The 21,759-nt window shown below is 60.7% G+C and carries 23 protein-coding genes and 1 pseudogene; 18 read left to right on the top strand and 6 right to left on the bottom strand.

Annotated elements, in window-relative coordinates; translation table 11 throughout:
* Window positions 1-29: 29 nt before the first annotated feature.
* Window positions 30-943, bottom strand: a pseudogene (locus tag H2O14_RS21500) (LysR substrate-binding domain-containing protein).
* A 96-nt stretch (window positions 944-1,039) separates the two neighbouring features.
* On the opposite strand from H2O14_RS21500, the gene H2O14_RS21505 reads away from it, so the two are divergent.
* Together H2O14_RS21505 and H2O14_RS21510 are read left to right on the top strand one after the other, a co-directional pair.
* Window positions 1,040-1,876: an SDR family oxidoreductase gene (locus tag H2O14_RS21505; protein ID WP_182829508.1), complete on the top strand. Its 837-nt coding sequence runs from the start codon at window positions 1,040-1,042 to the stop codon at window positions 1,874-1,876.
* Between the two features lie 10 nt (window positions 1,877-1,886).
* Window positions 1,887-2,726: an SDR family oxidoreductase gene (locus tag H2O14_RS21510; RefSeq protein WP_182829509.1), complete on the top strand. Its 840-nt coding sequence runs from the start codon at window positions 1,887-1,889 to the stop codon at window positions 2,724-2,726.
* Window positions 2,727-3,316: 590 nt separating this feature from the next.
* On the opposite strand, the gene H2O14_RS21515 is transcribed toward H2O14_RS21510, so the two are convergent.
* From H2O14_RS21515 to H2O14_RS21525, 3 genes are all read right to left on the bottom strand, one after another.
* Entirely contained in the window at window positions 3,317-3,895 is a 579-nt protein-coding gene (locus H2O14_RS21515) for a PIN domain-containing protein (protein ID WP_182829510.1), read from the bottom strand.
* Window positions 3,885-4,331, bottom strand: coding sequence for a DNA-binding protein (locus H2O14_RS21520; protein WP_182829511.1), 447 nt, complete (start codon window positions 4,329-4,331; stop codon window positions 3,885-3,887). Before H2O14_RS21520 ends, H2O14_RS21515 begins: the two co-directional genes overlap by 11 nt.
* A gap of 213 nt (window positions 4,332-4,544) precedes the next feature.
* A complete protein-coding gene (locus tag H2O14_RS21525; protein WP_182829512.1) occupies window positions 4,545-5,420 on the bottom strand; it encodes a LysR family transcriptional regulator in 876 nt (291 codons plus the stop codon).
* Between the two features lie 108 nt (window positions 5,421-5,528).
* Here H2O14_RS21525 and H2O14_RS21530 point away from each other — a divergent pair, with 108 nt between their 5' ends.
* The 4 genes from H2O14_RS21530 to H2O14_RS21545 all read left to right on the top strand — a co-directional run bounded on the left by H2O14_RS21530 (window position 5,529) and on the right by H2O14_RS21545 (window position 8,463).
* Window positions 5,529-6,149 (top strand): glutathione S-transferase family protein, encoded by a 621-nt coding sequence (locus H2O14_RS21530; RefSeq protein ID WP_182829513.1) that lies wholly within the window; start codon window positions 5,529-5,531, stop codon window positions 6,147-6,149.
* 40 nt (window positions 6,150-6,189) lie between these two features.
* Complete coding sequence (locus H2O14_RS21535; protein ID WP_246697704.1) at window positions 6,190-6,828, top strand: enoyl-CoA hydratase/isomerase family protein; 639 nt, start codon at window positions 6,190-6,192, stop codon at window positions 6,826-6,828.
* A 206-nt stretch (window positions 6,829-7,034) separates the two neighbouring features.
* Complete coding sequence (locus tag H2O14_RS21540) at window positions 7,035-7,712, top strand: peroxiredoxin-like family protein (RefSeq protein ID WP_182829514.1); 678 nt, start codon at window positions 7,035-7,037, stop codon at window positions 7,710-7,712.
* 55 nt (window positions 7,713-7,767) lie between these two features.
* Entirely contained in the window at window positions 7,768-8,463 is a 696-nt protein-coding gene (locus H2O14_RS21545) for an SDR family oxidoreductase (protein WP_182829515.1), read from the top strand.
* A 427-nt stretch (window positions 8,464-8,890) separates the two neighbouring features.
* Here the strand turns inward: H2O14_RS21545 and H2O14_RS21550 are convergent, their stop codons facing one another.
* Window positions 8,891-9,637: an SDR family oxidoreductase gene (locus H2O14_RS21550; protein WP_182829516.1), complete on the bottom strand. Its 747-nt coding sequence runs from the start codon at window positions 9,635-9,637 to the stop codon at window positions 8,891-8,893.
* A 95-nt stretch (window positions 9,638-9,732) separates the two neighbouring features.
* Here H2O14_RS21550 and H2O14_RS21555 point away from each other — a divergent pair, with 95 nt between their 5' ends.
* The 12 genes from H2O14_RS21555 to hydA all read left to right on the top strand — a co-directional run bounded on the left by H2O14_RS21555 (window position 9,733) and on the right by hydA (window position 20,808).
* A complete protein-coding gene (locus tag H2O14_RS21555; RefSeq protein ID WP_182829517.1) occupies window positions 9,733-10,665 on the top strand; it encodes an AraC family transcriptional regulator in 933 nt (310 codons plus the stop codon).
* 679 nt (window positions 10,666-11,344) lie between these two features.
* Window positions 11,345-12,973, top strand: coding sequence for an ABC transporter substrate-binding protein (locus H2O14_RS21560; RefSeq protein ID WP_182829518.1), 1,629 nt, complete (start codon window positions 11,345-11,347; stop codon window positions 12,971-12,973).
* A complete protein-coding gene (locus H2O14_RS27915) occupies window positions 12,966-13,400 on the top strand; it encodes a hypothetical protein (protein ID WP_246697705.1) in 435 nt (144 codons plus the stop codon). Before H2O14_RS21560 ends, H2O14_RS27915 begins: the two co-directional genes overlap by 8 nt.
* Window positions 13,385-13,969: an ABC transporter permease gene (locus H2O14_RS27920; RefSeq protein ID WP_246697706.1), complete on the top strand. Its 585-nt coding sequence runs from the start codon at window positions 13,385-13,387 to the stop codon at window positions 13,967-13,969. The genes H2O14_RS27915 and H2O14_RS27920 overlap by 16 nt, the downstream gene beginning before the upstream one ends.
* The gene (locus H2O14_RS21570; RefSeq protein WP_182829520.1) at window positions 13,969-14,982 is read left to right on the top strand and encodes an ABC transporter permease; all 1,014 of its coding nucleotides are present in this window, start codon (window positions 13,969-13,971) and stop codon (window positions 14,980-14,982) included. The genes H2O14_RS27920 and H2O14_RS21570 overlap by 1 nt, the downstream gene beginning before the upstream one ends.
* A gap of 11 nt (window positions 14,983-14,993) precedes the next feature.
* A complete protein-coding gene (locus tag H2O14_RS28565; protein WP_210275573.1) occupies window positions 14,994-15,311 on the top strand; it encodes a GlcG/HbpS family heme-binding protein in 318 nt (105 codons plus the stop codon).
* Window positions 15,250-15,489, top strand: coding sequence for a heme-binding protein (locus H2O14_RS28570; RefSeq protein ID WP_210275574.1), 240 nt, complete (start codon window positions 15,250-15,252; stop codon window positions 15,487-15,489). The genes H2O14_RS28565 and H2O14_RS28570 overlap by 62 nt, the downstream gene beginning before the upstream one ends.
* On the top strand, window positions 15,482-16,774 hold the full coding sequence (locus H2O14_RS21580; RefSeq protein ID WP_281410040.1) for an amidase: 1,293 nt from the start codon (window positions 15,482-15,484) through the stop codon (window positions 16,772-16,774). Before H2O14_RS28570 ends, H2O14_RS21580 begins: the two co-directional genes overlap by 8 nt.
* Entirely contained in the window at window positions 16,729-16,956 is a 228-nt protein-coding gene (locus tag H2O14_RS28575) for an amidase family protein (protein ID WP_312858688.1), read from the top strand. Before H2O14_RS21580 ends, H2O14_RS28575 begins: the two co-directional genes overlap by 46 nt.
* Before the next feature lie 120 nt (window positions 16,957-17,076).
* The gene (locus H2O14_RS21585) at window positions 17,077-17,661 is read left to right on the top strand and encodes a cupin domain-containing protein (protein WP_182829521.1); all 585 of its coding nucleotides are present in this window, start codon (window positions 17,077-17,079) and stop codon (window positions 17,659-17,661) included.
* A 37-nt stretch (window positions 17,662-17,698) separates the two neighbouring features.
* Window positions 17,699-19,429 (top strand): ABC transporter ATP-binding protein, encoded by a 1,731-nt coding sequence (locus H2O14_RS21590; RefSeq protein WP_182829522.1) that lies wholly within the window; start codon window positions 17,699-17,701, stop codon window positions 19,427-19,429.
* Complete coding sequence (gene hydA, locus H2O14_RS21595; protein ID WP_182829523.1) at window positions 19,426-20,808, top strand: dihydropyrimidinase; 1,383 nt, start codon at window positions 19,426-19,428, stop codon at window positions 20,806-20,808. Before H2O14_RS21590 ends, hydA begins: the two co-directional genes overlap by 4 nt.
* A 143-nt stretch (window positions 20,809-20,951) precedes the next feature.
* On the opposite strand, the gene H2O14_RS21600 is transcribed toward hydA, so the two are convergent.
* A complete protein-coding gene (locus tag H2O14_RS21600) occupies window positions 20,952-21,725 on the bottom strand; it encodes an SDR family oxidoreductase (protein WP_182829524.1) in 774 nt (257 codons plus the stop codon).
* Window positions 21,726-21,759: the final 34 nt, after the last annotated feature.

A 21,759-nucleotide genomic window follows, 5' to 3' on the forward strand; every position in this document is an offset into this window, starting at 1 on the left:
CCGACCCATCAATTTCCGGGACTAAACATCTAGGCTGGCGAGGCGGCCTGACGCGCTGCCTTCCATGCTTTCACATAATCGATGAACGCCCTGAATGCCGCTGAGGGATGGCGCTGGCGCGGATAGTAGAGCGCCTCGCCCTCGAAGGGTGGAGTCCAGTCGGCAAGCACCTGCATGAGGCGGCCGTCGGACAGAAAGGGCTCGGCCTCCCGGCGCTCAACATAGGCGAGGCCGAGACCGGCTGCGGCAGCCTTGGCGGCGAGTTCGGTTGTCCCGAGGATGAGGCGGCCGCCCACATCTACTTCCGGCACGCGGCTGCCTTTGCCGAATTCCCAAGCCATGATGGTGCCGCTCGGCAGTCGGGCCCGGATGCATTCATGAGCCAGAAGATCGCCGGGGTCTGTGGGACCCCTCGAACATCAAGATAGGCCGGTGCGCCCACGATCACCAGAGCCTCCTCAATGCCGAGCGGCAATGCGATCATGTCCTGCGGCGTGATTGTCCCTAGGCGCAGGCCGGCGTCGAAGCCTTCGGCGATGATGTCGACCAACCGGCCTTCGGTGACGAGATCGATGCGGATATCCGGATAGTCCGCCATGAAGCCGGTAATGATCGGCAGCAGCCGGTCGGCACCCCAGGTCGAGGCGTTGAGACGAATGAGCCCCGCCGGTCGATCCCGCAGGTCATGGACGCCCTCGATCGCTTCTGTGATCTCGGCCAGCGCCGGGCGCACCCGCGCCAGGAATGCCTCACCGGCCTCGGTCAGCGAAACGCTGCGGGTGTTGCGCGCCAGCAGGCGGATGCCAAGCCGCCTTTCGAGATTGGCGATCAGATGACTGACCGAGGACGGCGACATGTCCAGTTCCCTGGCCGCAGCGCGGAAGCTGCGGTGCGCGGCGACGGTACTGACGACCGTCAAGGCACGGAGCCCCAGATCTTCCATTGTTCGGATTCCTTCATGAGCCTGTCCAGGAGTGGACGGATTATCTCATCAACTGATCTCACATATATGTAGCTCACGTCACCAAAGGAGCTACCCATGTCACAGTCTGTTCTGATAACCGGCACATCGTCCGGCTTTGGCGAGGCCGCCGCCCGTCGCTTCGCCAGCGCGGGCTGGAATGTCATCGCCACCATGCGCAATCCCGAGGCAGGCCAGGGGCTGTCCGGGCTGGAAAACGTTCTGGTAACGCGCCTCGACGTTGAGGATCGCGCCAGCATCGACAGCGCGATCGCGGCCGGCATCGCCCGGTTCGGCAAGATCGATGTCGTCCTGAACAATGCCGGCTACGGCTTGTTCGGCATATTCGAGGGCGTATCGCGCGAAGCGGTCCAGCAGCAGTTCGACGTCAACGTCTTCGGCGCGATGGACGTCGTGCGGGCGGTCCTGCCGCACCTGCGCGCCAACCGTGGCGGCACGATCATCAATGTCAGTTCGGGTGCCGGTGCGATCGGCTTCCCGATGGCCTCGGTTTACAGCGCCTCGAAGTTCGCTCTTGAGGGCTGGTCCGAGGCGCTTTCCTATGAACTGGGTTCGCTCGGCGTCCAAGTGAAGATCATCGAGCCGGGCGGCGCGCCGCAGACCAACTTCATGGCACGCATGGGCGGCGAGACAGAAACGGTTAAACCCATCGGCGACTATGGCCCGTTCCTCGAGCAGATCGGCCAGGTTTATGGCGGCATGGCCCAGGCAGCCGACGCTGACGCGGTCGAGAAGGTGATCGCGGCAATCTATGAGGCCGCTACGGACGGCACGGACCGGCTGCGCTACGCGCCGACCAACGACATCGCTCCGCTGCTGGCGGCCCGGCGCGGCTCTTCGGAAGACGGCTACCGCGCGTTGACGCGTGGCTTGTTTGTCCCGGGTCAGGCTTGAGGAGGCTGTTATGGCCCAACGTACATGGTTCATCACCGGCGTCAGCGGCGGCCTCGGCAGGCTGATGACCGAGCAACTGCTCGCTCGCGGCGAGCGCGTCGCCGGTACGCTCCGCACGCCGGGCGCGCTCGACGACCTCAAGGCCGAGCATGGTAGCCGGCTCTGGCTGGCGCAGCTCGACGTCACCGACACGCCTGCGGTCCGCGCTACCGTGAATCGCGCCTTTGCCGAACTCGGCCGGATCGATGTCGTCGTGAACAACGCCGGCTATGGCGTGCTCGGCGCGGCCGAGGAGGTGACCGACGCCCAGATCGATCATCAGATCGCTACCAATCTGGTCGGCTCGATCCAGGTGGCGCGGGGCGCCATCCCGCATCTGCGCGCGCAGGGCGGCGGCCGGATAATTCAGATCTCGACGATGGGCGGACAGGCGACCTTCCCTGGCGGCAGCCTCTACCACATGTCGAAATGGGGCATCGAAGGCTTCATGGACGCCATCCGTCACGAACTCGCGCCCTTCGGAATCGCGGTTACCATCGTCGAGCCCGGCAGCACCAGCACCGGGTTCGGCAAGGCGTTGGTGATTGCCGACCCGCTTGAGGCCTACGCCGAGACGCCGGTCGGGCAGATCCGCGCCTTCTTCGGGAGCGGGACCTACAAGTCTCCGGGCGACGCACCGATGGTCGCCGCGGCGATCGTCGCCACTGCGGACCAGCCATCCCCGCCTCTGCGCCTGGCGCTCGGCAGCGACGCTTATAGCGCCATGCACCGCGCGCTCAGCGAGCGGCTTGCCGAACTGGAGGGCCAGAAGGACCTAGCAGCATCGACCGACTCGAAGTGGCTGATGTAGCGAATCCTGTTGCGCATGAATGAATGTGCCGCTTGTGTCGGCTTGTCATGCTCAGTTGGCAAGAATTTACTTCGTGCGCCTTGTTTTCCATTGGGCTTCCCATGTCTAATTCCAAGACGCACGACTTTGACAGATTCTAAAGCTGCACAAGAGCGCGATCGTTTTCGTTGTAGTGACGGCAAATGTTCTGGCGGCCGCGCAGTCGCTCGAAAGCGAATCAGGACATGCTTATGCAAGCGTAATGCGGGACTCAAGCTACGGAGTCGGTGAGGCCAAGGTTCGAATCTCTTCAAGGCGGTGTCAACGGCGGAGTAAAAACCGGCCACGCGGCGGCGTAAATGTGGGCCACTCTACGACCCAATCCGGCGCCACGGGTGCAATACGGACATCGCAGTAGGTCAAAATCTTTTTCTGAAAGTGGTGTTTGGAAAGATCTTCGCTTGGCATGTGTCATTCCGCAGTTTCTCGGTGCTTCAGGCCGAGGGCGTGCGGAATTAGGGGCAGACAGTTAAAAGTCCGTAATGTTGGCGATGGAGACGCGGTAACCCACGGAAGTCGTGGGGCGTTCTCGGCAGTTCAAGGGATCCTGCTCACTTCAATCCGGCTATGTTCCGGCGAAGCACACCTGAAAAGTTCTTGAGTCCGCCTTGATGAAGCGCGTCGATGAACGCTTCAACGGATGGTGTTGTCTTGCGCAGATTATGCCTTGCGCTCTTGACACTGGAGATTAGTGCATCAGGAAACGCCGCATGGAGATCGGTAAGGAAATTATCTGGCGACTTGCTGGTCACACCATGGGCGAGAAGGTTCCTCGCGGGGAAGTCCTTCAGGTTCCAGGTGACTATAACGGAGGCCTTCGCTGAAATGGCGGCTGCCAGAACATGTCGATCGTCGGGATCCGGTAATGTGAGCTCGTGCATCAACGGCCGATAGTCCGTCACGACTGCCTCTGGAAGGACAGCGTTCATCCGGTCGCGCGTGGCTTGGAGACGGTCGATGGACAAACCTGGCGTATTAGCGGCGAGATTGCGCATCCACTCATCATGTATATCGTCGGTCCAGCGCGCCTCGACAAGACCGTCGAAGGCGCACTGGATCAGAATGTTGCGCAGGTGGAAGGGGTAGAGGACGCAGGCATCGTACACCGCAACGGGCGGATTAGAGGCCATAGGTTTCGATCAGGTCCTCTGTGTCCTCGGCCAGCGCTTCCATCGCCGTCTGTCGTTTGCCGAGCTTTGACTTCAACGCGAGCACATCTTTCAGGAGGGCGCGGCGGTGTTTGCCGACGTAGCGGAATGGCAGCTCACCCCGGTCCATGCGCAAGACGACGAGCGGGCGTGAGATGCCGAGAATGGCTGAAGCTTCGCTCGGGCTCAGTTCCTGGTCCTCGGCCAGCACAGCGACACCCTCTCCGCGTAGCATGTGGGCCAGAAGGGCTTCAACAGCTGAGGCTGCCGATGGCGGGATCGGGAGCGTCCGCTCCTTGCCATGTGCATCATGAACGTGGAGTTCCAGCCTGTCGCCGGCCACCAGCTTCGGTAATGGCGTTGCAATTTTTCGGTCGCGATCTGACAGTCTGGCAAAATGAACAATCTGGCTGGCCATGGCGATATCTCCCTGGTCGTCAATATAGCGAACAAGACCCCTAACTGCAATAACTGAAAGCTCGGATTGGTGGCGATGGTGGTGATGGTTGCGGTTTGTCGGAACGCTAGTTCGATTCCCATCAAGGCGAAGACGACTGTCAGGCAGTTGGCCCGAAGCTCTCCGCGGTTCACGTTCAACGACGGCTTTTTCGAGCCAACAGGAGACATAGTTTCAGCCGATGATCGTTTTCACAAAGTCGGCAAACGCCCGCGCCTTGGCGCTGGCCAGACGCCCTGTCGGAAACACCGCCCATAGATCGATGTCTGGAAGCGTCCAGTCCTCCAAAACCCGTATCACTTCGCCATTCTGCAGTTCCGGCCAGAACATCCAGTCAGATGTCACCGCCAATCCCATGCCGGCCTTGACCGCCGCACGAATGCCCTCGGCGGCTGTGAAACGAACGCGTCCCGAGACCGCGACCGAGGCCTCGGTCCCGTCTCTTCGGAAGGTCCAGTTATTCCCAAGCTGGGTGTAGACGACGGCCTGATGCGTGGCGATGTCTGCCGGCACGTGCGGGACGCCGTGCTGCTCAAGATAGGCGGGCGTGGCTACAACGGAGCGGCGTCCAATCGCGATCTTTCGTGCGACCGCGGCACTGTCGGCAAGTTCTCCCATGCGCAGCGCGATGTCGATGCCCTCGGAAACAAGATCGATCACCCGGTCGTCGAGAACGACGTCGACCTCCAACTCAGGATGCACCGCCAGAAAATCCGGCAGGCTCGGCACGACCATTAGTCTGGCGAACGTCGTTGCCGCACTGACACGAAGGCGCCCAGATAAGCCCGCACCAGCACCCCTCGCTTCCAGCTCGGCCTCGTCTGCCTCCTGGATCGCGGTCTTCGCCCTTTCGTAGAAACGAACTCCGGCATCGGTCGGCGACAGGCCGTGCGTCGATCTCACGAGCAGGCGGACCTGCAGACGGTCCTCCAACTGCGCGATTGTCTTTGAGATCGCCGGCTGTCCGACGCCGATCTGCCGGGCCGCTTGAGAGAACGACCCCGTTTCCATCACGCGCACGAATGCGGCCATCGCTTGCAATCTGTCCATCGCCTATTCCCCTTGGGAATAAGCATTATCGCCTCAAGCTGCCTGCCGCAAGGTCACAGGAATGGTCATAACTGTCTGCAACGGAACAGAATCCGATGGAGATGAACGATGATTGAAGTCCACGCTTTTGCCACGCCGAACAGCGTCAAGGTGCTGATCGCGCTTGAAGAGATGGGTCTATCCTACGCGCTGAAGCCGGTGAATGTTCGCAAGGGCGAGCAGAAGTTCGAGGCGTTTCTTGCGCTCAACCCGAACGGCAAGGTGCCGGTTCTGGTCGATGAGGGTTTCGTCCTGACCGAGAGTGCCGCCATACTCGTCTACCTCGCCGAGAAGACCGGACGGCTCCTGCCTCAGGATGGTATCGGCCGCGCCCGTGTCTTCGAACAGCTTTTCTTTCATGCCTCGGGTTTGAGCCCGGCCTTCGGAAACGCCGGCTTCTTCAAGCGCTCGTCGACCGAACCGCAACCGATCGCCGAGGCCCGCTTCACCACCGAAGCCGAACGCATCCTAGGCCTGATCGATGCGAAGCTCGGCGGCCAGGCTTTTGTCGCTGGAGAGGAGTTCACGATCGCCGACATCGCCCATTTCGGCTGGATGTGGCGACTGCAGTTCCCCGGCCTGACCCTTTATGGTCGCCCCCACCTTTCCCGCTGGTACGAGACCGTAGCCGCACGCCCGGCCGTCCAGCAGGCCATCGCTCGGGTTGAGGCACTCGTGCCCGCCGCCTGATATTCCCAGACATCAATTCCACCCAGACAGGAGAACCACCATGTCCAAATTCGAATCCTATCAGCACAGTTTCCCGAATGCCCGCCTGACACGCACGCCGAGCGGCGTGCTGGAAGTCGCGCTGCACACCGATGGCGGCAAGCTCGTCTTCAACGGCCACACCCACGAGCAGTTCGTCGAGCTCTTCCACCAGATTGGCGCCGATACCGACAACCGCGTCGTCATCCTCACCGGCTCGGGCGATGCCTTCATGGACGCGATCAGCCCCGAAGGCTTCGATTTCTTCTCGCCGCGCAGCTACGACAAGATCTTTCGCGAGGGCCGCAAGATTCTGATGAACATCCTCGACATCGAGGTGCCGATGATCACGGCGCTGAACGGCCCGGTCCTGCTTCACTCGGAATATGCGCTGTTGACCGACATCATTCTCGCCACGCCGGAAACGGTCTTCCAGGACAAGCCGCATTTCGACTTCGGCATCGTGCCCGGTGATGGCGTGAACCTGCTCTGGCCGGAGGTGATCGGCAGCATCCGCGGTCGCTATTTCATCCTTACCCGTCAGGTGCTCGATGCGGCCACCGCCAGGACTGGGGCGTGGTCAACGAGATCGTTCCCGCGGACCGTCTGCTCGCGCGCGCCCATGAGATCGCCGAGGGTATTGCTGCCCTTCCGCCGCTGACGTCGAGCTACACCCGTATCGCTCTGACCCAGAAGTTGCGCCGGATCATCGATCAGGACGGCGGCTACGGTCTGGCGCTCGAAGGCATCAGCGCCGCGGAAGTTGCCCGCTCGATGGCCGCCAACGGCTGATCACTCTCTCTCTTATCAATCGCTGGGTTCAGGGTTCGCCTTGAAGCGGCACTTCAATGTTCACGGAGAATGAAAATGACACTCCAGTCCAAGCTTGATGCCTTCAAGGCCGACTTCGAAGCCGGCAAGCCGCCTTACAACGTTCCTCATTCGGTGATCGAGACGATGCACCGTGCCACTGCCGAGCTGATCGCCTCGGGAACCGCACAGAGGGCGCTGAAGGCCGGCGATCTCTTGCCGGAATTCACGCTGTCGGATCCAGACGGCAATCCGGTCTCGTCCGCCGATCTTCTGGCCCATGGTCCGCTGGTGATCAGCTTTTATCGCGGCGTCTGGTGCCCCTACTGTAACATGGAGCTGCAGGCTCTGCAGGAAGCGCTGCCGCAGTTCAAGGCGCTTGGCGCAAGGCTTGTCGCCATATCGCCGCAGAACCCGGTCAACAGCCGCAAGTCGGTGCGCCAGAACAACCTGACCTTCCCGATCCTGTCGGACCCGCTCAATGATGTTGCGGCCCGGTTCGGTCTGCGGTTCGAAATGCAGGACTACCTGATCGAGCTCTACAAGTCGCTGAAGAACGACCTTCCGGCTTTCAATGGCGATCCGAGCTGGACGCTTCCGATGCCGGCCCGCTACGTCGTCGGTCAGGATGGCATCATCCTCTATGCTGAGGTCAACCCGGACTACACCCGCCGTCCCGAGCCGGAAGACATGTTGCCCGCGCTTCGTGCAGTAGCAAACCGGACTGCTGCCTGATCCGCTCCACACCAAAAGGCCCTGCTTCCTTGGAAGCGGGGTCGAGGATTTTCCGATGAAGAGAACATTTCTAATCACCGGTGCCAGCAAGGGCATCGGTCTCGCACTGGCAGACCGCCTTGCTGAGCAGGGTCACGAGGTGATTGGCATCGCCCGTAATGCGACCGATGGGTTTCCCGGCTGCCTGCATCACCTCGATCTTTCACACCGGACAGTCGGCGAGGAACTTGCGGCCATCGTCCGCGAGAGTGGCATTGATGGGATCGTCAACAATGTCGGGCTCGTCCGGGCCGAACCACTGGGTAACATCGCAGTCGAGACGCTCGAAGACGTCATGCGGGTTAATCTGCATCCCGCGCTCGTCGCCGTGCAGGCGGCGCTGCCCGGCATGCTAACGCGCGGTTGGGGCCGGGTCGTCAACATCTCGAGCCTGACCGTCCTCGGCAGTGTCCAGCGCACGAGCTATGCCGCAGCCAAGGCAGTCCTCGTCAGCTTTACCCGGAGCTGGGCGCTTGAACTTGCAGCGATCGGCATCACGGTGAACGCCGTGTTCCCGGGACCCACGGAGACGGAACTGTTCAGAGCCAACAATGCGCCCGGTAGTGAGGGAGAGGGACGATACCTGTCTGGAGTTCCAATGGGGCGCTTCGGTAAACCAGAGGAAATCGCAGCCGCAATCGCCTTCCTTCTTTCCAACGATTCCGCGTTCATGACCGGGCAGGTATTGCAGGTCGATGGTGGGGCGTCGTAGGGAAGGCATCGGTTTGAGTGCCGCACCTGGCCAAAAGTCTGTATCGATCCGATAGCGGACTTCAGGCCCAGGTGCCGGCATTTGCAGTGAGGTCAGAAGGGGAGCAGCCGGCCTGCCAGCCCTAGATCCAGTGCCGGTAGCCAAAGTTCCGCCTCCACCAGCGGAATCCGTTACGCCGGGGGTATAGAAAGGCAGGGGTCGTCGGCTCATATCTCATCAAGGCGTAGGCTGCGGCAACTCTGCGCTCCATATCGGTCATTTGAACTCCATTCGCGCGCCTTCCTAAAACTGACATATCGGCACCTGCCAGAACTCCTGCGGTCAGGATGCTGCACCAGGCGGGAGCAGCCAACCATTGGCGCGAGGAGACGGAGGGGCAACAGAAACTTCGCGAATCCAGTCACTGCTGCCCTTGCCGCCATGTCTGTCAGCTCGCCTTAGCAAGCGCGACAGCGTCAGCTCCAGCAGGGAAGCGAAGCTTGTTCTCGGTGTCGTGAACGGCCTGCCAGATTGCTTCTGCAACATCGCTTTCTGCGGTGATCAGGGCCGGGTTCGCGAACGCCTCGAGAATCGGCTTTGCGAAGTCAGCATATCCGCCGGGAAGGAGCTCCGAGACAGGAACGATGGCATTCGCCCCGAACCGGGTGGTTGGCGCATAGCCGGGCTCGACGAGCTTCACACGGACCCCGAAATAGCTGAGTTCATGCGCGAGCGATGCCGAAAAGCCTTCAATGGCCTGTTTGGTGGCGGTGTAGGCTGCCGCGAGTGGGAATTCTCCCAAAGTAACGCTCGACGTGACATTGATGATGGTTCCGGACCGGCGCTCGCGCATCTGCGTGGTGACGGCCTGGCACATCGCCATAACGCCAATCGTATTGGTCTCGAAAAGCTGGCGTATGAGGGACATCGGCATCGCCTCGAACGCACCGACACCGCCAATCCCAGCATTGTTCACCAGCACATCAATCGGACCGGCAGATTCGAAAAGGCTAACGATGCTACTGGGAATGGTGACATCGAGTGGCAGCACGCGCAGCCGGTCGGTTTTACTAAACAGCGACCGGTCCGCGCGCCGCATGGTCGCGATGACATTCCACCCGCGAGAAAGGAAGTGTTCCGCGGTAGCCTTGCCGTAGCCCGATGATGTTCCGGTAATGAGGATAGTCTTGGTCATATCTGTCTCCTTGCTTTGGTCAGGTGACAATAGACGGCGGTTCCAATACGATCTATAATTCAAAGTCCATAAACAGTTACGGATCGTCCAACTTCATGGATCCTCTCAGCGATATCATCACCCTCTTGCGGCCGAGCACCGCGATGGCGAAGCCCATCTCCGGGCGCGGCCAATGGGGTGTTCGGTACAAATCGTATGACGCACCCGGGTTCACAGTCGTCCTGACCGGAGGAGCCTGGGTCACATTGGATGACCGGGAACCATTCCGGATTGCCGAAGGCGATTTTCTTCTTTTTCCGACGACGCCGGCGTTCTCGCTGTGCAGCAAACCAGGCGCACCCTGCATTCCTGCTGAGCCTCTGGCTGAAGCTGTCCGCCATGGCGAGAAAGAAGGACAGCCTGAATTCACGGCGCTGGGCGGAAGCTTCTCGATTGAGAGTGTCAACGCACCGCTACTGCTCGCACTGCTGCCCGATCATATCCATATCTCCGCCTCGGCGGGGCGCGCGACGCGATTTGGCCGCCTGATCGAATTGTTGTCTGAAGAATGCGTTGCCAACTATCCCGGCAAGGAGCTGATCATCCAGCGACTGTTGGAGACGCTGCTGGTAGAGGCGTTGCGGTGGGACATTATCGGCAACAACGCAGCGTCGGCGGGCTTGTTGAACGGTCTGCGCGATCCCGCCATTGCCCGTGTCCTGCGTGCCATCCACAAGGACGTGCGGGTGAGGTGGACGGTAGCCAATCTTGCAGGGATAGCGGGCATGTCGCGATCGGCCTTCGCCGCGAGGTTCCATGAGGTTGTTGGTTGTGCTCCAATTGAATATCTGGCGCGCTGGCGCATCGCTATTGCCAAGGACGCGCTACTGAGCGGCGCAAAGTCGCTCGACCGGATCGCGGATGAAATCGGCTACGAATCCGCCAGCGCGTTTAGCACAGCGTTTAGCAAAAGGCTCGGCTGCTCCCCGGGCAGGTTTGCCACAAGTTACGTCGCCGGTGTCAGTCCTGGTCTGCTTGCCGTCTCATGACGCTATCTGCCGCTCGCCGATGACGCGCGAGAGGCAATTTTTGCCGCCCTCTGCTTTGCGAACGACCCGTCCTGAAGTCGGAGCTGTCCAACGCGAGTTGGCTCTTGTGGCAGCTAAAATCAGAAAGCGCAGATTGGAGTGGTCACTGGCGTTTCCAGAGGTAAGTTGTTGGCATGTTATAGGGGTTGAGGGATGCACGAAGCCCCAAACGACCGGGTCACCGGTTCAAACCTGTTCAGACCTTCAAGTACCAGGTCGATTTAATTGACCGTTCGACGGGTCATCAAGTTCCTTCTCCATCCTACTGGGATATCTCGATAGTCTCCCTTCAGGCGAACCTCTGGGAAGCATTCCAGTCGCACGCCGACGTTTCGGCAACGTCTCAAGGCTTCCCATTGCGAAAGTCTGCACATTTGCCCAAGAATCCGGCAATCCGATCAGAAATCATATATAGTGATGATTAATAATGTGACATGATTATAAATCACCTTATTATCCAGGAATGTGATTGCTGCGCTGCGTCATGTTAAAATAGCAGTGTTTGCACCACGTTAGCTGCTATGGGCTCCGGAGGGTGCGATCTGGCACGATAATTGATTGTAAGTAAAGTAAGCTGACTGGTGGTCTGTCGGCGTTAATCTCGGAGCATTCAATGGCAATGGATTTTAGGGACCTTACAATGATCTCCCGGCGCTCGCTGCTAAAGGCGGGTGTGGTTGGCGGCGCGACTGCGGTGGCGCCAGGTTTCATCGGTTCGGCTTTAGCGCAGGATCGCGCCAAGACGCTGGTCATCGCCGCGCCCGCAACGCCGCTGAGCCTCGATGTGGAGAATTCGCTGTCGCTCGGCACGATCGACACCGTCGCCGCCTTTTATGACTATCTGATCGAATTCGGCAAAGTGCCCGATCCAAAGGTGCCGGGCGTGATGCGCGAGGACCTCGCGCCGAATGCGTCGCTGCCGGGCGGCTACAATCTCAAGGGCAAGCTTGCCGAAAGCTGGGAATTTGCGCCGGATGGGAAGTCGGTGCGCTTCGTACTGCGAAAGGGCGTGGTCAGCAATTGGGGCAACCCGTTTACCGCCAAGGATGTGAAATATACCTTCGACCGCAAGTTTGAGGTTAAGGGCGCCGGCTCATTCATGACCTCCGTCATGGGCCTGCCCAACAAGGACGCCGTCGTGGTCGAAGGCGAGCACGTCGTTTCCTTCAAGCTCGACAGTCCAAATCCGATCCTGATGATCGTTTGCGGCCATCTCGCCAATCCGATCTTCGACTCCGTCAAGTGCCAGGAAATGGCTACAGCGGACGATCCCTGGTCGCGAAAGTTCCTCGACACGAACGTAGCGGGCTTCGGGCCCTACAGTCTCAAGACCATCGTGCGGGGCCAGCAGATGGTCGCGACGGCGCGCCCGGACTACTACGATGAAAAGCCGTTTTTCGAGACGGTCGTATACCGCGAAGTGCCGGCATCCGCCACAAGGCTGCAATTGCTCAATGGTGGCGCGGTGGATATCGCCCAGGCGCTGGCCCCGACGGAGCTGAAGAGCCTGGCCGCCAGCGCCAAGGCACAGGTGACCTCCATCGAGGCATCCCAGATGCTATGGGTGGAGCTCAACATCGCGTTCAAGCCGCTCGACAATCCCAAGGTTCGCCAGGCGCTGAACTATGCGATGCCGAAGGACGAGATCGTCAGCACGATCCTGCAGGGTTTTGGCAAGAAGCAAACTGCTTTCATGCCGGACTTCTATCCCGGCGTGACCAGCGAGTTCTACAACTACGATTTCAACATCGAGAAGGCCAAGGCGCTGCTCGCGGAGGCCGGCTTCGCCGAAGGCTTCTCCACGACGCTCGCCTACAATGCCGGCGATCCGATCGAAGAGCCAATCGCCATCATGTACCAGACGGCACTGAAGAAGATCGGCATAACCGTAGAACTCAAGAAGCTGCCCGCCGGCACCTTCTTCGACAGTCTCGTCAAGCGCACCGAGCCTATGATCTTCAATCTCGACGCACCCTTCACGCCCGATCCGGGCTTCGCGCTCAATCTCTATTTCCACTCGGGCTCCTTCCTCGATTTTTCGAACTACAAGAACGAGAAGGCAGATGCGCTGATCAAGCAATCGCTGTCGACGCTGGACGAAAAGGCCCGGATGGCGGCGACCAAGGAGGCCCAGAAGATCATCAACGACGACGCGCCCTGGGCATTGATCGCCAATCCCGGCTTTCATCTGGCCCATGGAAAAGATGTCGGCGGTATCGTCTACTACACGTCGAACCGGCTGAATTTCCAGGACTACAAGCGTGTCTGAACCGGTTGTCCATCGACAAGTCGAATCTGACGTGGAAGCTGGTGGCGGGCCGATACCCGCCGCTGGCCCCGTGCTGGGCACGACATGGGAATTTCTCAACTTTCTCGGCAGCCGCAAGAGCTTTGCGGCTGGTTATATCATCGTCATTCTCACGGCGGTGAGCGGGCTGATTGCGCCACTGCTGCCGCTGCATTCGCCACTCGACGCCGATGCGACCGCTTACCTGCTGGCACCAAGCTGGACACATCCGATGGGAACCGATGCCGCCGGCCTCGACATCTTCTCCCGTGTCCTGCACGCGCCGAGGATCGATCTGTTCATCGCACTGGTTTCGACGCTCTGGGCAGCGGCGGTGGGGGTGCGCTGGGCGCCATCACCGGCCTCTGGCATGCCAAGCGCGGACCCAAGGGCATGGCTTCACTGGTGATCCTGCGCGTCACCGATGTTCTGCAGGCCTTTCCGGTATTTGCACTGGCTCTGGTTCTGGTGGCGGTGCTGGGGCAGGGCGTCAGCTCCATCGTCATCGCTATCGGCGTGGTCAATATTCCGATCTATCTGCGGCTGATGCGCGGCGAGGTCCTCAATATCCGTAACAAGAGCTATGTCGAAGCGGCCCATATTGCTGGCGCCGGCGATTTCTACCTGCTCAGCCGGCATATCGCCCCCAATGCCGCCGCGCCCATGCTGGCGCAGATGACCATCAATACCGGCGTTGCCGTGCTGCTGGCGGCCGGACTGTCCTTCCTCGGGGCCGGGGTGCGTGCCCCAACGCCGGAATGGGGTTCGATGATCGCCATGGGCTTCCAGAATATCGTCACCGGCCAATGGTGGCCGTCGATCTTTCCAGGTCTCGCCCTGGCGCTGACTGTGTTCGGGCTCGGCCGCATCGGCGCCTCGATCCAGGCATGGTCCAATCCGCGTGAGCGATTGCGGCCCTCGCGCCGGCGCTGGAAGGCATTTCTTGCCGCGCATGCGCCAACCGGGGGCAAAAGCTGATGCAGATCCTGCGCTATCTCGCCGTCCGGCTTCTGTTTGCGGTTCCCCAGTTGCTGGGGATCGCAGCTGTTGCTTTCTTTCTGCTCAAGCTCATTCCCGGCGATCCCGCGCCGATGATGCTCGGCCCGCTTGCCACTGAGGAGGCTGTGACCAAACTGCGCGTCGAAATGGGGCTCGACCAGCCACTGCCCGCGCAGTTTCTGGCCTATCTCGGACGTCTCGCGCATGGCGATCTTGGCACATCGTGGCAGACGACCAACCCCGTCTTCGTCGATATCGCCCAGCGCCTTCCCGCAACGCTGGAACTTGTGACCCTCTCGCTGATCCTTGCACTTGCCATCGGCCTGCCGCTCGGCTTGCTTGCCGGGCGAAAGCCTGAGGGAATATCGGCGCGGTTTGCCGACATTTTCTCGGTTGTCGCGGGCGCGTTGCCCGATTTCTGGCTGGCGCTGGTGCTGATCCTCATTTTCTACAGCATTTTCAACATCGTGCCGCCACCCATCGGACGGCTGGACTTTGCCGTGTTTCCCCCACCCGCAATCACCGGCTCTTATGTCGTCGATGCGCTGCTGTCAGGAGATTTGGAGACGTTCAAGGCTGCGGCCGGACAGCTGATACTGCCGGTGGCGACCCTCGGGCTGATCTATTCGGTGCCGGTCCTGACGATGACGCGCACCACGGTGTCGCGCCTCGACGACAGTGATTTCGTTCGCTTCGCCGATGCCAAGGGCCTTAGCCCGTCCCGGGTCTCGCGCCATGTCCTGCGCAATGCGATGCCTTCGGTCGTGACGGTTATCGGAATTCTCTATGGCACGCTTGTCGGCAGTGTCGTCCTGGTCGAAGTGGTCTTCGCCTGGGGCGGTATTGGGCAATATGCGGTTTCTGCAGTGCTCAACGCAGACATAAACGCCTCGCTGGGCTTCATCCTCGCTGCTGCCGTCGTCTCGCTTCTGGTCCATCTCATCGTCGATTTCATCGCCCTGCTGCTCGATCCGCGGCTGCGATCCCAATAAGGAGTTTTTGCATGACCTATGTCAAGGATACCAAGACGCTGACACTGGCTGGTGGGCTGGCGGTGCTGCAGGCGGCAATCGCCGAAGCCGAGAAGATCGGTCAACCGATGTGCATTTCTGTTGTCGATACCGGCGGCAATCTGCTGGCTTTCGGCAGGATGGACGGGTCCAAGGCGCTGTCTGTCATTTCGACCCGCAATAAGGCCGTAACATCCGCGCTGTCCAACGAACCGACGGGTGGCGCGCATGCCGATCGTCGAGCTGCAGGTGACGCTGGCCCAGGAAAACAAGTGGACCAACCTGATCGGAGGCATCCCGATCCGTGTTGACGGTTTCGTGCTCGGCGCAGTGGCGGCCGGTTCCGGCACCGGCACGCAGGATCTTGCGGTGGCACGCGCTGGTGCTGCGGCCATTCTAGGCGCGGACATGTTTCTCGACTTCAAGCCGATGGGCGCCGAGGACACCGGCATCATCAGGGGATCGCATCCGGAGAAGGTTCATGAATGACGCCATCCGTTCGATGTCGGTGCGGACCGCCCCCTTGCCCTCGGCGGTCGAGCTGGCGAGGGAGATCGCTGTCGGCGAGATATCGGCACTTTCTGCGGTAGAGACTTCGCTTGCCGGGATCGCAGCGCTGGACGACGCGCTCTGCGCATTCTGTACCGTCACGGCCGACCAGGCACGCCGTGAAGCTGAAGCCATTGATCGTCGTATTGCGGCCGGTGAAGCTGTCGGGCCGCTGGCAGGCGTGCCGTTCGCCGTCAAGGACCTTATCTCGACTGCAGGCGTGCGTACGACATTCGGTTCGCCGCTATATGCCGAGAATGTACCCGACGAGGACGATATCGTCGTCGAACGCCTCCGCGCGGCCGGCGCGATCATGGTGGGCAAGACCAATACCTCGGAATTCGGCTATGGTCCTGTCGGTCGCAACCCGCTCTTCCCGCCGACCCGCAATCCCTGGAATACCGAGCTAACGCCGGGTGGTTCGAGCGCTGGTTCGTCGGTGGCCGTAGCGACCGGTATGGTACCGCTTGCACTCGGCAGCGACGGCGGCGGCTCGATCCGCATTCCGGCCTCTCTCAATGGCATATTCGGCATCAAGGCGAGCTGGGGCAGGGTGCCCGTCTATCCCGGTTGCCGCGACGAGAAGGCACCCGGTGCATCGGGCTGGGAAGCGCTTGAGCATATCGGCCCGCTGACCCGTACGGTTGCGGACGCTGCACTCGCATTGTCGGTGCTCTCCGGGCCATCGCCGAAAGACAGGCATTCGCTGCCGAATGAACAGATCGACTGGATGGACATTTCGGCGCCCTTGGCTCCTGGTCTCAGGATCGCGTTTTCCGCCGATCTAGGCTTCGCGCCTGTGGATCCGGAGGTTGCTGCGATCGCAGCCGGAGCCGCGGAGGTGTTCGCCACCCAACTCGGGTGCGTTGTGGACGAGGCGTTTCCGGAGGTCGGCGATACGCAGGCTACCTTCGAAGCGCTGGTGGCGCTGGATACCGATCGCGTGGGGCTTCGGACGATGGCCGGTCAGCAGGGTTTCGCTTTTGGCGGAGTGCTTGGCAGCCTTCTCAAAAGGCAATGGACCGCCGACGAGTTCACCAATGCCATCATGGATCGCAAGCGAATCGCCAATGTGATGTGGCGTTTCATGGATCGCTACGACCTGTTGCTGACGCCGACATCGGCCGTCTCGGCTTTTCCGCTCGACCTCGATGGGCCGCCCCTGATCGGGGGCACCCCGTGTTGCCGTCCGCCTGGACACCGTTTTCGGCTCTCGCCAACCTGACGGGTCAGCCGGCTGCGAGCCTGCCTGCCGGGTTTACGCGCGACGGCCGACCTGTCGGATTGCAGATCATCGGCCGCCACCAGGACGACATCGGCGTCCTGCGTGCTTCGGCTGCTTTCGAACGCGTCCGGCCCTGGCAGCATGTGTGGCCGCTGTCGCGTGATCGGAGGCAATCGGCATGAGACGTTTCAACAGGCATTTCGCGCAGGTTTACTTTGGCTATTGCAACTTTACTGTCGCTCAAGCAAATAATCCGGGGAGTGAAGTCGTGCGACCGTTACCCACAGTTGGAAAGAATGAACATGGACGAACCCGGCGCCAAGAGGGACGAACTGCAGATTGGAGCGAGGCTGAAACATGCACGCCTCCTCGAGGGCATTCGCATCCGGGAGCTGGCCGAACGCGTGGGCTGTGCCGAAAGCATGATTTCCAAGATCGAAAACGGCAAGGTGGCGCCGTCTCTGGCCATGCTGCAGCGGCTGGTGGAAGCGCTGAACCGCGACCTTTCCTCCTTCTTCGGCGCGGATATCAATTCGCCCGGACTGGTACAGAAGGCCGGCGAGCGGCCGATCTCGACCACCGATGCGATCCGGGGCGGCGAGGGCGTCAGCTACGAGCGGTTGGTGCCGTTTGCGGCGGGCAATCTGCTGGAGGGCAATATTCATCGCATCGAGCCGGGTGCAGAGAAGATCGACCAGATCACGCATCAGGGAGAGACCGTCGGCTATGTGATCGACGGCGAGTTGGAACTGACCATCGAAAACAGCACCTACAAGCTGGCAGCCGGCGATTCCTTCTTCTTCAAGAACCATCTCACCAATCGCTACCGCAACACCGGCACGGTCCTGACGCGCGTCATCTGGGTAAATACGCCGCAAGTGCATTGATCGGTCAGGGATCGATTGCGACGGTGGAGCAGGCCGCATGAGCACGGATCAGCCACTGCTTTCCGTCCGCGGACTGACCACAAAAATACTGACCGCCGCAGGCCCGCGGACGGTCGTCGATGGGCTCAGCTTCGACGTCAAAGACAACGAGATCCTGGCAATCATTGGCGAATCGGGCTCCGGCAAGAGTGTAGCCACGCAATCGATCATGGGGCTGATGCCGAGCCCGCCGGCAAAGGTCGTCGGCGGCCAGGCGCTGTTCGAGGGCCGAGATCTGTTGGCGATGCCACCAATTGAGCTGCGTGCCCTCAGGGGAAACCGTATCGGCATGATCTTCCAGGAGCCGATGGCGGCACTGAACCCGATGATGGCGGTCGGCGACCAGATCGCGGAGGCCTTGGTAACTCATCGTGGCCTTGCCTGGAATGCCGCGCGGGCGGAGACACTGCGGCTGCTCGACCGGGTGCGGATTCCCGACGCCGCGGGCCGGGCAAAGTTGCATCCGAGTTCGCTTTCCGGCGGCATGTGCCAGAGAGTGGTGATCGCCGCCGCCCTTGCCTGCAAGCCGTCGCTGGTCATTGCCGACGAGCCGACCACCGCACTCGATGCCACGGTACAGGCAGAGATCATCGCTCTCATCCGCGACTTGCAGCAGGAAGTGGGCTGCGGCGTCATCTTCATCACCCATGACATGGGCGTCGTGCGCCAGATTGCCGACCGTATCCTGGTGATGCAGACAGGACGTGCAATCGAGACGGGGAGCCGGATCGACATACTGGACCGGCCGACGCAGGACTATACAAGGCTATTGATCAAGGCAACTTCGCCGGCGACGCCCAAGCCACCGGCGTCGGCCGTAGCGACCGTGTCCGCTCCACCGCTGGTGATCGAGGATCTGATCGTCTCGTTTGCGCGCACGCGATCGATGACATCGTTCAAATCGCAGGATCGGCTCTTTGCCATGGATGGCGCCAGTCTGACCGTTTCAGAGGGAGAGACCGTGGCGCTGGTCGGCGAGAGCGGTAGTGGCAAGACCACCATCGCCCGCGCTATTCTGGGGCTTGTCGAGCCGGACAATGGCCGGGTGCTGCTCAAGGGCCAGGATGTCAACACGTCAGGAGGCCGGACGCGAGGCCGTGTCCAGTTCATCTTCCAGGATCCGCAATCGTCACTCGATCCACGATATCGCGCCTGGCGTTCGGTCATCGAGCCGCTGATGCTTGGCGGAGAGAGGGACAAGGTTTTACTGCGCCGCAAGGCCGAGAACCTGATGGCAAAGGTCGGGTTGGATGGGCGCTATCTCGATCGCTATCCGCATGAGCTGTCGGGCGGCCAGCGCCAGCGGCTGGGTATCGCCCGCGCGCTCAGTGTCAAGCCTGATCTTGTTATCGCCGACGAGGCCGTCTCTGCGCTCGATGCGACGACTAGGCTGCAGGTGCTCGAACTGTTCGAACAGATTCAGGCCGAGACGAGGTTGCCCATCCTGTTCATCACGCATGATTTTGCCGTCGTCACCCGTATCGCTCATCGTGTCGCTGTCATGCGCTTCGGTCGGATGGTGGAAATTGGCCCGACGGCCTCGGTTCTGGCTGAGCCGCGTCATGCCTATACACGCGCGTTGATTGCCGCGGCGCAAGGTGGCCAGGTAGGAGCACTTCCGGCGTCGCGCGGCCACAGGATAGGCCTGAAAAACTCCCAGCGTGACTGGCGGCCGCTGGTCGAGGTCGCGCCGGGACATTTCGTGGAAGAAGAGGGAATGGTGGTATGAGGTTCGACACGATCGTCAAGGGCGGCACAGTCGTCACCGCAGCCGACACATTCCGTGCGGATATTGGCATCCTGGATGGCAGGATTGCTATGTTGGCGGGAGATCTCGATGATGCCGACGAGATGATCGATGCAACCGGACTGCTGGTGATGCCAGGTGGGATCGACAGCCATGTCCATCTCGAACAGCCCGGTTCTCCTGGCATCGTCATGGCCGACACGTTTGAGACAGGCGCGCGTTCGGCCGCGGTCGGTGGCAATACGACGGTTCTGCCCTTCTGTTTGCAGCAGAAGGGTCAGACGCTGCGCGAGGCGGTCAAGGACTACACCGAGCGCGCTCAAGATCATTGCTATGTCGATGTTGCATTCCATCTGATCGTCACCGATCCGACGCCCCAGGTGCTTGGCCAGGAATTGCCGGCGCTGATCGCGGAGGGGTTTACCTCGATCAAGATCTTCATGACCTATGACGATATGAAGCTCGCCGATCGGGAAATCCTCGAGGTTCTTGACGTTGCCCGCCAGCACAAGGCGCTGGTTATGGTGCATGCAGAGGGCTACGATTCGATCCGCTTTCTGTCCGAACGGCTCGAACGCCAGGGCAAGACGGCGCCGGTCTATCATGGCGCGTCACGCCCGGTCGCTGTCGAGCGCGAAGCTACCCATCGCGCGATCAGCCTCGCGGAAATTGTCGAAACCCCTGTCATGATTGTGCATGTCTCCAACCGCCACGCGATGGAAGAGATCCGCCGGGCGCAGATGCGCGGCCTGCCTATCTATGGTGAGACCTGTCCGCAATATCTGGTGCTGACAGAAGCGGATATGGATCGCGAAGGCATGGAAGGCGCCAAATATGTCTGCAGCCCGCCGCCGCGCGACTTCGACAGTCAGGCGGCGTGCTGGGAGGGCCTGCAACAGGGTGTGTTCGAAGTCTTCTCCTCGGATCATTGCCCCTATCGCTACGAAGACGCGGCCGGAAAAATGGCGCCGAAGGGCCAAACCAATTTCCGTTACGTTCCGAATGGCGTTCCCGGCATTGCCACGCGGATGCCGATCCTGTTCTCCGAAGGCGTGGTCAAGGGCCGCATCGATCTCAATCGCTTCGTGGCGCTGACATCGACGAACCACGCCAAGCGCTACGGCCTCTACCCACACAAGGGCACCATCGCTGTTGGAGCGGATGCCGATATCGTGCTTTGGGATCCGGCGCGCGAAGTCACGATCCATCACAAAATCCTGCAGGACGGTTGCGACTACACGCCCTACGAGGGTCTTGAGATAACGGGTTGGCCAGTCCTTACGATGTTGCGTGGAAGTGTGGTTGTCAGAGAGAACGAACTGAAAGGAGCTTTCAGTGGAAATATACTTTCCCGTCGTTGATCGGCACAACGCAGTTGACCGTTCGATTCAGTTCAAGGCGTTCTGAGATTGAACGCTTATCTCTTGGCGCAATGACGCCGTTGATGTCCGCGACGGTGGAGAGATAATTCCCGTCGCGTACATCGGTTTCGATGGGAATGTATTTACTGGATCGAATAGCCGCCATCGACCATCAGGATCTGACCCAGCACGAATGACGATGCGTTTGAGCATAGCCAAAGTACCGCTTCGGCGACCTCTTCAGGGCGCCCCGTACGGCCGATGGGATGGGCGGCGCGGATCGGCTCCATCACCTTGTCCGTTCCGGCCAGTTTGATGAAGCGTTCGATCATCGGGGTATCGATCGTGCCAGGGCCGACGGCGTTGATGCGGATACCTTGTTTCGCGTAGTCGAGGGCTGCTCCACGCGTTAGTCCCAGCACGGCATGCTTTGTGGCGGTGTAGGTAGTCAGGCCTGCAATGCCGTTGACGGCCGACATCGAACCCATGTTGACGATGTTGCCATGGCCCTGCTTGAGCATCTGGTCGATTTCGGCCCGCATGGAAAGCCAGACGCCGCGAACGCTGACGTCGAACAGTTTGTCATAGGTGTCGGATGGCTGCTCCGCCAACGGTTGGGAATTCTGCGTCAGGCCCGCATTGTTGAAGGCGAAATCAAGCCGCCCATAATGCTCGACAGCCTGGGCCACCATGGCCTTGACCTGGCCTTCGTCACTGACATCGGTCGCGATGAATATTGCTTCACCGCCCGCACCTCGGATTTGTCCGACCGTTTCTTCCCCGGAATGACGATTGACATCGGACACGACGACTTTCGCGCCTTGGCTGGCAAAGGCCAGAGCGGTCGCGCGCCCGATGCCCAAGCCTGCGCCGGTGATGAGCGCGATCCCGTCCTTAAATTCATCGTAATGTGGCATGTGATACATCCTTCTCGTTTTTGATGTTGCTCGC

The organism is Rhizobium sp. G21 (genome assembly GCF_014158035.1).
GTDB lineage: Bacteria > Pseudomonadota > Alphaproteobacteria > Rhizobiales > Rhizobiaceae > Rhizobium_E.

What these genes read in the sequence shown, in the direction of transcription:
- H2O14_RS21505 (WP_182829508.1), top strand. Translation starts at nt 1,040, where the DNA reads ATGTCACAGTCTGTTCTGATAACCGGCACATCGTCCGGCTTTGGCGAG.
- H2O14_RS21510 (WP_182829509.1), top strand. Translation starts at nt 1,887, where the DNA reads ATGGCCCAACGTACATGGTTCATCACCGGCGTCAGCGGCGGCCTCGGC.
- H2O14_RS21515 (WP_182829510.1), bottom strand. Translation starts at nt 3,895, where the DNA reads ATGGCCTCTAATCCGCCCGTTGCGGTGTACGATGCCTGCGTCCTCTAC.
- H2O14_RS21520 (WP_182829511.1), bottom strand. Translation starts at nt 4,331, where the DNA reads ATGGCCAGCCAGATTGTTCATTTTGCCAGACTGTCAGATCGCGACCGA.
- H2O14_RS21525 (WP_182829512.1), bottom strand. Translation starts at nt 5,420, where the DNA reads ATGGACAGATTGCAAGCGATGGCCGCATTCGTGCGCGTGATGGAAACG.
- H2O14_RS21530 (WP_182829513.1), top strand. Translation starts at nt 5,529, where the DNA reads ATGATTGAAGTCCACGCTTTTGCCACGCCGAACAGCGTCAAGGTGCTG.
- H2O14_RS21535 (WP_246697704.1), top strand. Translation starts at nt 6,190, where the DNA reads ATGTCCAAATTCGAATCCTATCAGCACAGTTTCCCGAATGCCCGCCTG.
- H2O14_RS21540 (WP_182829514.1), top strand. Translation starts at nt 7,035, where the DNA reads ATGACACTCCAGTCCAAGCTTGATGCCTTCAAGGCCGACTTCGAAGCC.
- H2O14_RS21545 (WP_182829515.1), top strand. Translation starts at nt 7,768, where the DNA reads ATGAAGAGAACATTTCTAATCACCGGTGCCAGCAAGGGCATCGGTCTC.
- H2O14_RS21550 (WP_182829516.1), bottom strand. Translation starts at nt 9,637, where the DNA reads ATGACCAAGACTATCCTCATTACCGGAACATCATCGGGCTACGGCAAG.
- H2O14_RS21555 (WP_182829517.1), top strand. Translation starts at nt 9,733, where the DNA reads ATGGATCCTCTCAGCGATATCATCACCCTCTTGCGGCCGAGCACCGCG.
- H2O14_RS21560 (WP_182829518.1), top strand. Translation starts at nt 11,345, where the DNA reads ATGATCTCCCGGCGCTCGCTGCTAAAGGCGGGTGTGGTTGGCGGCGCG.
- H2O14_RS27920 (WP_246697706.1), top strand. Translation starts at nt 13,385, where the DNA reads ATGGCTTCACTGGTGATCCTGCGCGTCACCGATGTTCTGCAGGCCTTT.
- H2O14_RS21570 (WP_182829520.1), top strand. Translation starts at nt 13,969, where the DNA reads ATGCAGATCCTGCGCTATCTCGCCGTCCGGCTTCTGTTTGCGGTTCCC.
- H2O14_RS28565 (WP_210275573.1), top strand. Translation starts at nt 14,994, where the DNA reads ATGACCTATGTCAAGGATACCAAGACGCTGACACTGGCTGGTGGGCTG.
- H2O14_RS21580 (WP_281410040.1), top strand. Translation starts at nt 15,482, where the DNA reads ATGAATGACGCCATCCGTTCGATGTCGGTGCGGACCGCCCCCTTGCCC.
- H2O14_RS21585 (WP_182829521.1), top strand. Translation starts at nt 17,077, where the DNA reads ATGGACGAACCCGGCGCCAAGAGGGACGAACTGCAGATTGGAGCGAGG.
- H2O14_RS21590 (WP_182829522.1), top strand. Translation starts at nt 17,699, where the DNA reads ATGAGCACGGATCAGCCACTGCTTTCCGTCCGCGGACTGACCACAAAA.
- hydA (WP_182829523.1), top strand. Translation starts at nt 19,426, where the DNA reads ATGAGGTTCGACACGATCGTCAAGGGCGGCACAGTCGTCACCGCAGCC.
- H2O14_RS21600 (WP_182829524.1), bottom strand. Translation starts at nt 21,725, where the DNA reads ATGCCACATTACGATGAATTTAAGGACGGGATCGCGCTCATCACCGGC.